This window comes from Lysobacter sp. A421, from assembly GCF_054052145.1.
Genome location: NZ_JBSVRL010000001.1, coordinates 181,333 through 193,965, shown reverse-complemented (window position 1 = coordinate 193,965; position 12,633 = coordinate 181,333). Strand labels below are relative to the sequence as shown.

The 12,633-nt window shown below is 63.8% G+C and carries 9 protein-coding genes; 3 read left to right on the top strand and 6 right to left on the bottom strand.

Features of this window, described 5'->3' with window-relative positions; genetic code table 11:
* Window positions 1–51: 51 nt before the first annotated feature.
* Both ACW7G6_RS00920 and ACW7G6_RS00915 read right to left on the bottom strand, forming a co-directional pair.
* Complete coding sequence (locus ACW7G6_RS00920) at window positions 52–3,684, bottom strand: ABC transporter permease/M1 family aminopeptidase (RefSeq protein WP_456979018.1); 3,633 nt, start codon at window positions 3,682–3,684, stop codon at window positions 52–54.
* A 13-nt stretch (window positions 3,685–3,697) separates the two neighbouring features.
* Entirely contained in the window at window positions 3,698–4,612 is a 915-nt protein-coding gene (locus ACW7G6_RS00915) for an ABC transporter ATP-binding protein (RefSeq protein ID WP_456979017.1), read from the bottom strand.
* 187 nt (window positions 4,613–4,799) lie between these two features.
* Between ACW7G6_RS00915 and ACW7G6_RS00910 the strand changes: the two genes are divergently transcribed.
* On the top strand, window positions 4,800–6,911 hold the full coding sequence (locus tag ACW7G6_RS00910; RefSeq protein WP_456979016.1) for a M13 family metallopeptidase: 2,112 nt from the start codon (window positions 4,800–4,802) through the stop codon (window positions 6,909–6,911).
* A gap of 154 nt (window positions 6,912–7,065) precedes the next feature.
* Window positions 7,066–9,057, top strand: coding sequence for a M13-type metalloendopeptidase (locus ACW7G6_RS00905; protein WP_456997360.1), 1,992 nt, complete (start codon window positions 7,066–7,068; stop codon window positions 9,055–9,057).
* 113 nt (window positions 9,058–9,170) lie between these two features.
* Here the strand turns inward: ACW7G6_RS00905 and ACW7G6_RS00900 are convergent, their stop codons facing one another.
* Both ACW7G6_RS00900 and ACW7G6_RS00895 read right to left on the bottom strand, forming a co-directional pair.
* The gene (locus ACW7G6_RS00900; protein ID WP_456979014.1) at window positions 9,171–9,827 is read right to left on the bottom strand and encodes a rhomboid family intramembrane serine protease; all 657 of its coding nucleotides are present in this window, start codon (window positions 9,825–9,827) and stop codon (window positions 9,171–9,173) included.
* A 113-nt stretch (window positions 9,828–9,940) separates the two neighbouring features.
* On the bottom strand, window positions 9,941–10,276 hold the full coding sequence (locus ACW7G6_RS00895) for an MGMT family protein (protein ID WP_456979013.1): 336 nt from the start codon (window positions 10,274–10,276) through the stop codon (window positions 9,941–9,943).
* 35 nt (window positions 10,277–10,311) lie between these two features.
* On the opposite strand from ACW7G6_RS00895, the gene ACW7G6_RS00890 reads away from it, so the two are divergent.
* The gene (locus tag ACW7G6_RS00890; protein WP_456979012.1) at window positions 10,312–10,722 is read left to right on the top strand and encodes a hypothetical protein; all 411 of its coding nucleotides are present in this window, start codon (window positions 10,312–10,314) and stop codon (window positions 10,720–10,722) included.
* Here the strand turns inward: ACW7G6_RS00890 and ACW7G6_RS00885 are convergent.
* Both ACW7G6_RS00885 and ACW7G6_RS00880 read right to left on the bottom strand, forming a co-directional pair.
* Window positions 10,719–11,846, bottom strand: a complete 1,128-nt coding sequence (locus tag ACW7G6_RS00885; RefSeq protein ID WP_456979011.1) for an anion permease — start codon at window positions 11,844–11,846, stop codon at window positions 10,719–10,721. The two genes, ACW7G6_RS00890 and ACW7G6_RS00885, sit on opposite strands and share 4 nt — an antisense overlap.
* Before the next feature lie 10 nt (window positions 11,847–11,856).
* A complete protein-coding gene (locus ACW7G6_RS00880; RefSeq protein ID WP_456979010.1) occupies window positions 11,857–12,483 on the bottom strand; it encodes a DUF47 domain-containing protein in 627 nt (208 codons plus the stop codon).
* Window positions 12,484–12,633 lie beyond the last annotated feature (150 nt).

Genomic DNA, 12,633 nt, shown 5'->3' with positions numbered 1-12,633 from the left:
AATCTCCGCCTGCGCCAGCACCCGAAACTGCCCGTTCATTTTTGCGCCGGGTTACTTCACCGACACCCGCTTGCGGTTGTCCGACGACACCCGGTCGATCAGCTTGTTGTAGGGGTCGAAACCGGCCTCGTACGGCAACTGGTCGACCACCACGGTCAGCGCCGGCGATCCATCGACGATGTGCTGCCGCTCGAGGTACAACACCTGCTCATCGGCCTCCTCGCCCGAGGGCCCGCGAGCGAATACCCCGACCTCGATCCAGTCGTCGAGCTTCGCCGCGGTCTCCCTGCCCTCGCCATCTGCGTACAGCTTGGCCGCATGCAGATTCAGGGTGACTTCGTACTTGCCGTCGTCGCGCTTGACCGCGGTTGCAGCATCTACCCGGTTGTCATAGAAGCTGATCTTCTCGAACAGGTCGGTGATCAACTGCTGGTGCTCCGGCGCGGCCTCGGCGCGGATGTAGCTCAGCAACTCGGCCGAGGTGGTGAACGGTGCGTGCTGGTAGGCCTTGTCGGCGATGAAGCGCGACAGCGCGCGGTTGAGCGCGTCCTCGCCGATCTCGTCGCGCAACCGGTAGAACACCAGCGAGCCCTTGCGGTAATGGATGTACTGCTGATTTTCGACCCGGTACAACGGCAGCTCCTCGATCATCTCGCCACCGCGGCTGGACAGGTAACGGTCCAATTCGTACTTGAGGAAGCGACGCATCCTGTCGCGACCGTACTCATGCTCCATCACCATCAGCGCGGAGTATTGCGCCAGCGATTCGCTGAGCATGGTGGCGCCCTGCACGTTCGCGCCGATCACCTGGTGCGCCCACCATTGATGCGCGATCTCGTGGGCGGTGACGTAGAACACGTAGTCGATCGCGTCCTCGTCGCGCAGGTCGGCGATGAAGCCGATCGACTCGGAGTACGGGATCGTTCCGGCGAAACTCTGGGCGAAGCTGCTGTAGCCGGGGAACTCGATGATCCGTACCTGCTCATGTTGGTAGGGACTGAAATTCGCCTCGAAGTAAGCGAGCGACTTCTGTACCGACTCGACCATGCGGTCGACGTTGTACGGATGCTTGGGGTCGTAATAGACCTCGATCGGGATCTCACCGGGCGTGCCGGCCTTGTAAACGCCCTTCCTGACCTCCCATCGCGCCGACAGGGTTGCATGGAAGTCCAGCATCGGCCGCTGCATGGCGTAATCGAAGCAACGCCGGCCATCGAGCAGGTACTCCTTCTGCAGCACGCCCGGAGCGAGCGCGACCTGATCCGGCGCCGTGCACACCGTGGTCTTGAAGGCGATCCAGTCCCCGTCGTCACTGATGTAGGTGTTGGCCCGCGCAGCCTCGTCTTCCAGCTTGGCCATGCGCGGCACGTCGCCCATCCCGCGCTTGCGCCGCTCGTTGCGGTCGGCGATCTGGAAACCTTCGTTGTAGCCGAAGCTCGGCAACATCTGCGAGTTGATGAAGGAGCCGTTCTCGACCACCGCGGTGGAGGCGGTGTCGTTGCCGAAACCCTCCTGTCCGAACTCGACATCGAAGCTCAACTCGCGCTGCTCGCCTGGCTGCATCGGCTCGGCCAGACGGTAGATGCGGTAATTGACCGGCTCATCGTTGCTGACCAGTTCCGCTTCGCCGAACGCCAGCGCATGCAGCTGCGTATACGGATACAGCTGAATATGGATGTCGTTGATGGCCGCCGCGTGCGGATTGCTGATGGTGTAACTGCCGCGGATGCGCACGCGCTGGTCTTCCGGGCGCAGATCCACCTGCGTGCTGACGGCGCTGATGCGCGGTTGCGGCAGATCCCGGTACTGGCGGTACTGCTCCTCGTAACGCTGCTGGCGATCCTTGACGGCATCACCGGCGACGTACTCGTTGCGCACGTTGGTGTTCCAGAAGATGAAACCACCCAGCAGCGCGAACACCACCAGGCTCGCCGCCACCGCAACGCCATGACCGCCCATCAACCGTTGGCGCGCCAGCTTGAAGCGCTCGCGCCGGCTTGGTGATACCCCACGCACCCAGAACGCTGCCGCGACCAGCAACAACACCAGCAGGCACACGCCCCAGTACGCGTGGAACCACAGCCGCGCGGGCAGGAAATGGCCGTAGCCGTTCATGTCCGAATACGGCGCCTCCGGCGCGCTACCGTAGTTGTAGAGGTTGTGATCGAAGTCGAGGTAGCCCAGCGTGCCCTGCGCCACCAGCCAGGCGATCAGCAGGCCGTAACCGATGAACTTGTTGTTGCTCAGCACCTGCAACACCAGTGCGAGACCGGCGATCAGCACGAATGGAATCGAATCCAGCAACGACGCCTTGAGATACAGCGCTGGCTCCAGCGCGGTGAATCCCTTGCCCAGTTGCATCGCCATCGCGGCCAACGCACCGACGGCTTGGAACGCCAGTACCACCAGCACCAGCGCCGCCATCTTCGCCGCCAGCGGCACCCAGTTGGGCACCGGCAACGCGTCGGTCACCTCGTCGATCTTCGCCCCCCGCTCCTTCCACACCAGCTCGCCGGCGTAGAACATCACGATGATCAGCAGCATGAACGTGAAGCTGCCCTGCAAGGCCTGCAGCATCAGCGAGGTGACCGGGTAGACCTTGGTGCCGAACATGCTCTGGACGACGCTGGCACTGCCGCTGAAGTTCGCCACCGCCAGCACCAGCATGATCAGGAACGGCACGCTCTTGAACACGCCGACGCTGTCGAACCGCCACTGGCGCAGGAACTGCCGCCACGCCACCGATGCTCCGGTGGCAGGTACCACGCGCGGCGCGATCATCGAGCTGGGGCGCGCGGTGACCGCAGCGGCCGGCGCGGTAGCGGCACGACGGGCACGACGGGCACGACGGGTAAACCAGCCCGCAAACCAGCCCTTGCCAGTACCCGTCCGCTGCGGCTTGAACAGCGCAAACGTCGCCACCACCAGCCCCAGAGCAATCGCCACCCACAGCGCGCGGTTGGCAAGCAGGTAACCGGTCACGACCGGCAACTGGGTATTGTTCTCCGCCGCCGACCAGTAGCGGACGATGCGGCGGAACGCCGTGATACCGAACGGATCGAGCAGCGTGGCCAGCCAGACGTTGTCCAGATCGGCCGTGAGCCGGCCCGACATCACATACAGCACAAAGAAACCGATCACGCCCAGGTACACCGCCAGCAGGCTGCGCGTGGTCACCGCCAGCAGCGCCAGCAACGCGCCGGTGAACAGCAGGTTCGGCAACACCAGCACGCCGAAACCCCACACATACGGCGCCAGCGAGAACGCGCCCAGACGCTCGGGATCGACCCACGGCATCAGCGGGCCGATCATCAGTCCCAGCGCGACCATCAGGTAGACCACGCAGCACGCCGCCACCGCAGCGGCGAACCGGCCGATCAGGAAATCGCGCTTGCGCATCGGGCTGGAGAAGAACAGGTCGGCGGTGCCCAGCTCGAAATCACGCAGCAGCGCGCCACTGATGAAACTGACGATCACCAGCAGGCCGAGCACGGTGAACACGCCCAGAAAGGTGATGATCACGGTCGGCGCGTTGCGGTTGATGTTGCCGACCGCGCTGCCGATCTGGATCGCATCGCTGCTGGCCGCGCCGAACGCGAACAGGCCGAACATCAACGCCATCAGCCACAGCAACGGCGCGCGCAACTGCTGCTTCAGCTCGAAGCGGAAGAATTCAAGAATCATGTCGTGACCCCGCTCAAGCCGCTTCGGCGCGGGATGCCGTCTGCCGAGCCTGCTGGCGCAGGCGCTGGAAGTAGACGTCCTCAAGATCCGGCGCGACCTGCTCGAAACCTCCTTCCGGGCTGTCACTGGCAAACACGTGGATCACCGGATGACCCGCCACCAGCCGGGTCGACAGCACCGTGTGGCTTCTTTCGTACTCGGCCAATGCCGCCTTGGTCACCTGCTTGCGCCACACCTGGTTGCGCAGCGCCTCGATCGCCGCGTTCGGCTGGCCGGTCAGCAACACCTGGCCCTTGTTCATGATCGCCATCGTCGGGCACAAGTCGGTCACGTCCTCGACGATGTGGGTGGACAGGATCACCGCGACGTTCTCGCCGATCTCCGCCAGCAGGTTGAGGAAGCGGTTTCGCTCCTCCGGATCCAGACCGGCGGTGGGCTCATCGACGATCACCAACCGCGGGCTGCCGAGCAGCGCCTGGGCGATGCCGAAACGCTGGCGCATACCGCCCGAGTAGGTGCCCAGATTTCGCTTGCGCGCGTCCCACAGATTGACCTGTTGCAGCAGGCCATCGACCACCTCGCGACGCTGCTTGCGCGCGGTCAGACCCTTGAGCACCGCAAAGTGCTCCAGCAGATCCTGCGCACTGACCTTCGGATAAACACCGAAGTCCTGCGGCAGGTAACCGAGTTGACGGCGCACCGCGTCCTTGTCGCGTAGCACGTCGATCGGCTTGCCATCGGCACCGTCGAGCGTGACGGAGCCACTGTCGGCCTCCTGCAAGGTCGCCAAGGTTCGCATCAACGAAGACTTGCCCGCGCCATTGGGACCCAGCAACCCGAACATCCCCCGCGGAATGTCGAGACTGACGTCATCAAGTGCGTGCACGCCGTTGGCGTAGGTCTTGCTGAGTTCACGGATACTGAGCATGAACGCCCCCCGATATGGTGATGTAGCGAACCATAACACCACTCCAGCCCCCATTGCCATGACTTTCCGGCAATGACCTTCGACACACCCGTCAGTCCTGCAGGAGGTCTAATGTCGACCGGTCCCGTACTTGAAAGAAGTACTCTTCGGGGCTGTCATTCCTCAATGCCACCGGCCGGAGTCATACGTGAGCTTGAACAAACCACAAATCCTGTTGCTGTCCCTCGCCATCGCCACTGCCGTGGCCGCCTGTTCCAACCAGGACGCCGCCACCGCTGACGACGCCAGCGCCAAGCCTGCCGCTGCCGCTGACGCCAACTCACTGACCATCGACGAGAGCGCGCTGCCACCGGTCAACCGGTTCCAGATCTCCGACCTGGACAAGTCCAAGGATGCCTGCACCGACTTTGGTGGCTACATCAACGGCACCTGGTTGGCAGCCAACGATATTCCGGGCGACCGCACCAGCTGGGGCGCGTTCGAGATGCTCGACGAGCGCTCCACCGCAGTCCAGCACCAGCTGGCCAAACAGGCCGCTGCCAATGACGATGCCACCGGCGTGCAGAACATCGTCGGCGACTTCTGGGCGACCGGCATGGACGCCGAGCAAATCAACGCCCAGGGTATTGCTCCGATCCAGGACAGGATCGACGCAATCGCCGCACTCGACAGCCAGCAGGCGGTCACCGATTACCTGCGCAGCAGCGCAGCGGAAGGTGAGAATTTCCTGTTCTCGTTTGGTGCCGAGGCCGACTTCAAGAACTCCGACATGAATATCGCCTACGCCGCCCAGGGCGGACTCGGCCTGCCGGACAAGTCGTACTACCTGGATCCCGACAAGGCCGACAAGCTGGCTGCCTACCAGGAGCACATCGCCAAGGTATTGGAATTGTCCGGCGTGGAAGTGGCACAGGCGGCGAAACAGGCAAGCGACGTGATCGCCTTCGAGACCCGGCTGGCCAAGGCTTCCAAGTCCAGCGAAGAGATGTCGCGTGATGTCTCGTTGTTCTACAACCCGGTCAGCCTGGCCGAAGCCGACAAGCTGACCCCGAACTTCCAGTGGACGAAATTCTTCGAGTCCCAGGGTGTCGCCGCCCCGGAGATGTTCTCGCTGGCCATCCCGGCCTTCCACGAGCAAGTCAGCCAGATGCTGGCCGACGTACCGGTCGAGCAGTGGCAGTCCTACCTGCGCTTCCACACCGTCGACGGTGCCTCGCCGTTCCTGAGCGACGCGTTCGTGCAGGAGAACTTCAACTTCTACAACAAGGCAATGCGCGGCCAGAAGGAGATCAAGGACCGCAGCAAGCGGGTGCTGAACACGATCGAGGGCGAAGTGGGCGAAGCCCTGGGCCAGATGTACGTCAAGGTCGCCTTCTCCCCCGAGTCCAAGGCGCGCATGGAAACCCTGGTCAAGAACCTGAGCGACGCGCTGAAGGTTCACCTGGAAGGCCTGGACTGGATGAGCGATGAGACCAAGGCCAAGGCCATGGAGAAATGGGGCAGTTTCACGCCGAAGATCGGCTACCCGGACAAGTGGCGCGACTGGACCGGGCTGGAGACCGACCGCGACAGCTACATCGGCAACGTGATGGCGGCCAACCAGTTCAACTACCAGTGGAACCTGTCCAAGATCGGCCAGCCCGTCGACAAGACCGAATGGGGCATGAGCCCGCAGACCGTCAACGCCTATTACAACCCGCTGGCCAACGAGATCGTATTCCCGGCGGCAATCCTGCAGCCACCGTTCTTCGATCCCGAAGCCGGCGACGCGGTCAACTACGGCGGCATCGGCGCGGTGATCGGCCACGAGATGATCCACGGCTACGACGACCAGGGCAGCCGTTTCGGGCCGACCGGCAACTTCGAGAACTGGTGGACCGAAGCGGACTCCAAGGGCTTCAGCAGCCGTACCGACAAGCTGATCGCGCAGTTCGACGCCTATGAAGCGATGCCGGGCAAGCACGTCAACGGCAAGCTCACCCTGGGCGAGAACATCGCCGACCTGGGCGGGCTGGCGGTGGCTTACGACGCGATGAAGCAGGCAACCGAAGGCACCCCGGACCCGATGACCGATGGCATGACCCGCGACCAGCGGTTCTTCGCCAACTGGGCCACCGTGTGGCGTCGCAACTTCACCGACGACGAGCTCAAGGTACGCCTGACCACCGATCCGCACGCACCGGCGAACTTCCGCGCCATTGGTGCGCCGTCCAACATGCCGCAATTCGCCGCGGCGTTTGAGTGCACGCCCGGCCAGCCGATGGTTCGCGGCGACGACAAAAAAGTCGTCATCTGGTAATCGTGCCGGGCCCTGGTCAGGCCTGACAATGCAATGACCAGCGAGCGAAGCAGAAGCCCGGATTCGTTCCGGGCTTCTGCTTTTTGCCACCCGCGTTCAGTGGTCAAGGCCCATCCGTTGTTAGACTGGCGCGATCATCTGGACGGAATCCGCAATGACCCTTCGACCGCTCTGTTGTGCCCTCGCCCTGGCCTTGACTGCAGGCTTCGCTTCGCCGGGTGCCGTCGCGCAGGATACTGCCACCGCGTGCAGCGATTTTCATGCTTTTTCCAACAGCGGATGGCTCACCGCCAACCCCCTGCCCGCCGGTTCGGACTCCGTCTCCGCGCTGGGGCAACTGTGGGAGCGCGCGCGCCAGCAACAGATCAGTTTGCTCAATGCCGCCATGCAGTCACCCGAAGGCGATGTGCAGAAGCTGCTGGGTGATTTCTGGGCCAGCGGCATCAGTGAAGCCCAGGTCGAGCGCGACGGCGCCCAGCCATTGGCGCCCCTGCTGGACAAGATCATCGCGGTAAAACGCTCCCAGCACGTCGCCCCGACCATCGCGGCCCTGCATCAGGTAGGCATCCCGGTAGCATTCAACTTCGGCGCCGACATCGACCTGCGCAACCTGCAAAGCCATATCGGCTACTTCAGCCAAGGCGGACTGGGTCTCCCCGATCCGGCCTATTACACCCGCACCGATGCCGCGACCCAGGCGTTGCTGGCCCAGTACGACACCTACGTGCAGAAGATCCTCGCCCTGACCGGCGTGAAGGAGAAGGACCTGGCCGATCAGGCGCAACTGGTGATTGACCTGGAGACCCGCATCGCCCGGCTCTCGCTGCCCTTGTCCAAGCTGGAGGATCCACGCACCAACTACGCGCCGGTTGCCACCGAAGGACTCGCTGCGCAGTACCCGAACCTGCACCTGGATCAGTTTCTCGAAGTCCAGGGCGTCACCTCGCCCACGGTATCGGTTGCCAACCCGGAGCTGCTGACCGGTATCGACACATTGGTCGATGAGCTCAAGCCCGAACAATGGCGTGCCTATCTGCGCTGGCAAGTGGGCGATGCCATGGCACCGTACCTGTCCAAAGTCTGGCGTGACGCGCACTTTGATTTTCACGGTCACCTGTTGGCCGGCACCAAGGCACCGCCGCCACGCCAGCAACAGGTACTGGATGCCATCAACCTCGCCGCCGGCCCAATGCTGGGGCACGAGTACGCCGAAAGGTACCTGACCCCGGAGGTCAAGGCGCGGGCACTCGAAATCGCCGGCCACGTCCGCGACGCGCTTGGCGTCGCCCTGCAGGGCGACTCACGCCTGGGGCCGGAAGCCCGGACAGAAGCGGCTGCCAAGCTGGCCGCGCTGAAGATCGAGATCGGCACCCCGGCGCGGGATCTCGACTACACCGTACAACCGATGGGTCGGGGCAGCTTCGGCGGCAACATGCTGATCGCCTCCACCTGGCGTCACCGCGAGGAAATGCGACGGATCGGCGAGGACAATGCCGGCCGCCGCTGGAACGTGTTGCCACAGCAACCTGCACTGGCCTACGACCTGGCCCACAACCGCTTGATAATCACCGCGGCGGTGCTGCAATCCCCGATAATGAACCCGATCGCACAGACCTCCGCCCAGTACGGCAGTTTTGGCGCACTGGTCGGTCACGAGCTCAGCCATGGCTTCGATTCGCGCGGTCGCTTCGTGGACGCCGCCGGGGAGCTGCGCGATTGGTGGGGCCCGCAGGAACTTGCGGCCTGGGATGCCACGGCAAACCAGCTGGCCGCGCAGTACGGAGCCTTCGACTATCCGGTGCTGGAAGCGACCAAGGTCAATCCGGCAGCGGTCCGCAACGAGAGCGTTGCCGACCAGGCCGGAGTCGAGTTGGCGTGGACGGCTTACACCGCTGCGACACCCGATGCCGACAAGGCATCCGGGAAAGCCTTCTTCGAAGGTTGGGCAGCCCTGTGGCCGAAGCATATGACTCCGGAGATGGCCGCCCGCAGCGCCGTCAGCGACGTGCACGCCCCCGGCGTGTGGCGGACCAATGGCCCGTTGATGAACCTGGGCGAGTTTGGCGAGGTCTACGGTTGCAAGGCCAAGACGTCCATGCAATACAAAGCCGATGACCGGGTCGTACTCTGGCCGCAACACGACTGAGCCAGGACTGGGTCAGGCAGGAAAACGGCGCGGATGAAACCGCGCCGTTTTTATTTTACCGTTCTTGTTCCACTGTTCCTGGTTCACTTTTCCTGTTCAGCTATCTGCTCGCATCAGCGTACGACGCGTGGCCGCGGTGGCCCACGACGGCCAAACGGTGGCTGGCCCCGCCAATACCGGATCAGCAGCCAGCCAAACAGCATCCCGCCCAGATGGGCAAAATGGGCCACGCCGGGCTGGTAACCGCTGAAGCCCAGCATCAGCTCGATGGCGCCATAGACAATCACCAGCGTGCGCGCCTTCATCGGGATCGGCGGGATCAGCAACATCACCCGCTGGTGCGGAAACAGCATTCCGTAGGCCAGCAGCAGGCCGAACACGCCGCCCGAGGCGCCGATGGTCGGATAGGCGGCGCCACCGTGTGACATCGTCCAGGCCCCGACGATCAGCTGGCATACCGCCGCGCCCGCCACGCAGCCCAGGAAGTAGGTCAGGAACCGACGCTCGCCCCAGGTGTGTTCCAGCGGCGCACCAAACATCAGCAACGCGATCATGTTGAACAGCAGGTGGGTAAAGCTGCCATGCATGAAGCCGTAGGTGAGCAACTGCCATGGCAGGAACTCGTTGACCATGTAGGCGCTGTCTCCGCTGCTGATTGGCCAGAGCATGAACGACGCCAGTGCAGCGTCACCCAGCACCATCTGCAGGACGAAAACCAGTCCGTTGGCAATCAACAGCGCCTTGGTGACGGGCGGCAAGTTGGAAAACATCGCATCTCCTCAAAGGTCGTTCAATGGTAGCTGCTGGGCGCGGTTTCCGGTTGGGAAGCCAGTCGAGGACATGGTGTTCACGTGGTCGACTGACAACCCCGCTGGCATATCCCTCAGTCTCCCTGCCCGCCCCAGATCTGCTCATCCAGCGTCGCGGCGGCACGCAGACCGCGCACCCGCCCTGCCTCCACCACCACCCCCTCGGCCCGCAAGCGCTGAACCTGCTCGGCAAGCTGGGGTGAGTCGGCAGGGAAAGCGATACGCCCGTCCGAGCGCAGGACCCGGTGCCAGGGCAGGTCGGGGTCGTCGTTGTGGCTCAACAGGCGGGCCACCATGCGCGCACGCCCGGGGAGCCCGGCGCGACGCGCCACCTCGCCGTAGCCGGCCACCGAACCGCGCGGTATTGCCCGGATGACGGCCAGGATTCGGGTGGGAGCATCATCTTGCATCGCGGTAGCATAGTGGTCCCGACCCGGAGTCGCCCATGCACAACCTCCAAGCGATCCAGCAGCACCTGGTTGCCGCCGGCTTCCAGATCAGCTTGCCGCACGAAGGCGTGGCCTGCATCGAGCTGTCACTGGACAACGGCAGCCGCCACCAATCGATCTTCCTGTCGGAACTGGACGACGACGATGGGCGTCCCTACCTGCGCGTAAGCAGCTCGGTGGCGCCGATTGCGGGCCTGGATGCCCACCGCGCCCTGGTATTCAACTGGCAAAGCCGGGTCGGCTACCTGGCCATCGGCGACATGGGCGGAGAACGCTACCTGCAACTGTGCGAAAACCGCCCGTTCGACGGACTCGATGGCGCCGAAGTCCACCGACTGGTACTGGAGATCGGCGGACTCGGCGACCGCATGGAACGCTCCCTGTCCGGTGAGCGCGACCTGCTCTAGGCCCAGCCGGCGGCGGCCAACACCCGGAACGACAGGTACGCGATACCGCCGGCCGCGGGGATGGTCAGGATCCATGCCCAGATCATCCGCTCCACCATCGTCCACTTGATGGCATTCAGGCGTTTGGCGGTACCCACGCCCATGATCGACGCAGAGATGTTGTGGGTGGTGGACACCGGGATCCCCAGCGAAGACGCAATGGTGATGACCGTCGCCGCACTGGCCTCGGCGGCAAAGCCATGGATCGGATGCAACTTCACCAGTTTGTGGCCCAGGGTCTTGATGATGCGCCAGCCACCGGCAGCGGTACCGGCCGCCATCACCGCGGCGCAGGTGAACTTGATCCACAGGTCGATGTCGCCATTGACCAACGCATCCTCCGAAGGGTGCAGGAACGCCAGGAAGCCCGGCAGGTCATCCAGGGTGCCATCGGACTGCGCGGCGACCAATGCCAGGGCGATGATGCCCATGGTCTTCTGGGCGTCGTTCATGCCGTGCGCGAACCCCATGTAGGCCGCGCTGCCGATCTGCGCCTTGCCGAAGAACGCGTTGACCCAACGGGTCCGCGCCAGTCGCGCCACCAGCCCACCGGCCCGCGCCATGGCCGAGATGATCGCGAACAACACCCCCATCAGCAGGAAGCCGCCGACGAATCCCGCCACCGGCGAGGTCACCATCGGCACGATCACCTTCCACATCACGCCGGCGCTGCGGTACCAGGGTTCCACCGGGACCGAAAAGATGATCGCGTCGAAATTGTTCGCGGCCGCCGCCAGTGCCGCACCCATCAGCCCACCAATCAGGGCATGCGAGGACGAGGACGGCAGGCCGAGCCACCAGGTGATCAGGTTCCACACGATGCCGCCCAGCAACGCGCACAGGATCAGCTGGGAACTGACATCGACCACGGACGCATCGATCAGGCCAGACGCAATCGTCTTGGCCACCGCGGTGCCCAGCAATGCCCCCAGCAGGTTGGTACTGGCCGCCATCGCGACCGCCTGCGCCGGCGACAGCACCTTGGTGGCGACTACCGTGGCAATCGAGTTGGCGGTGTCGTGGAAACCATTGATGTACTCGAACACCAGCGCCACGAACACGACTATCAGGACCAGGGTCAACATCCCGGGAGCCTCAGGAGTTCTTCAGCACGATGTCGTACGCCACCACCCCGGCCTCGCGGCAACGGTCGATGGCCTTTTCGAGGATCTCGAAGAACTCCTTGAGCAGGAACATTTGCAACGGCTCCAGGTCCCCCGAGTAGATATCCCGGTACAGCTCAAGCATCAACCGGTCCGCCTCGTTCTCGATCGAGCGCAGCTCGTCGTTGAGTTGTTTCATCGGCGCCAGCTTGATCTTGCGCAGCTGCTTGACCATCTTGACCACCACTCCGGCCGCCTGCTCCAGCATCGCCGCGCGCGGCGCGAAGTCGATGTGTCCCAGGTGCTGCACGGCCAGTGAGTAACGGTCGGCAAACTTCTCGGCCTGCTTGTTGATCTTGTGCAGTGCGGAGCTCAACGCCTCGATATCTTCGCGCTCGATCGGGGTGATGAAGCTGTCGACCAGCTCCTGGCTGATCTGCCCCGAAGCATCGCGCTCGCGCTGGCGGGCGAGCTTGAACGCATCCAGCGCCGGCTCGGCGTCTGCGCTCCTGAGCATCTCGTGCAACGCCTTGGTACTGTCGTGTGCGGCAACCGCAGAAGCCTCCAGCAGCGTATAGAACTGATTGCCTTGGCCGAACATGGTTTGCAGGGAGAACATCAGGGAGGGACCTCGTCGTGCTGGCGGCAATGGGTCGCCGGAATGTGCGGGCAGGAGTGCCGCAACCGGACAGCGGTGGAGGCGACGGCGGAATTATGACGGTTTCGTGACCTTCACGCCCAGTCGGGGACTCTCAACGGGCCCACGGGC

What these genes read in the sequence shown, in the direction of transcription:
- ACW7G6_RS00920 (WP_456979018.1), bottom strand. Translation starts at nt 3,684, where the DNA reads ATGATTCTTGAATTCTTCCGCTTCGAGCTGAAGCAGCAGTTGCGCGCG.
- ACW7G6_RS00915 (WP_456979017.1), bottom strand. Translation starts at nt 4,612, where the DNA reads ATGCTCAGTATCCGTGAACTCAGCAAGACCTACGCCAACGGCGTGCAC.
- ACW7G6_RS00905 (WP_456997360.1), top strand. Translation starts at nt 7,066, where the DNA reads ATGACCCTTCGACCGCTCTGTTGTGCCCTCGCCCTGGCCTTGACTGCA.
- ACW7G6_RS00900 (WP_456979014.1), bottom strand. Translation starts at nt 9,827, where the DNA reads ATGTTTTCCAACTTGCCGCCCGTCACCAAGGCGCTGTTGATTGCCAAC.
- ACW7G6_RS00895 (WP_456979013.1), bottom strand. Translation starts at nt 10,276, where the DNA reads ATGCAAGATGATGCTCCCACCCGAATCCTGGCCGTCATCCGGGCAATA.
- ACW7G6_RS00890 (WP_456979012.1), top strand. Translation starts at nt 10,312, where the DNA reads ATGCACAACCTCCAAGCGATCCAGCAGCACCTGGTTGCCGCCGGCTTC.
- ACW7G6_RS00885 (WP_456979011.1), bottom strand. Translation starts at nt 11,846, where the DNA reads ATGTTGACCCTGGTCCTGATAGTCGTGTTCGTGGCGCTGGTGTTCGAG.
- ACW7G6_RS00880 (WP_456979010.1), bottom strand. Translation starts at nt 12,483, where the DNA reads ATGTTCTCCCTGCAAACCATGTTCGGCCAAGGCAATCAGTTCTATACG.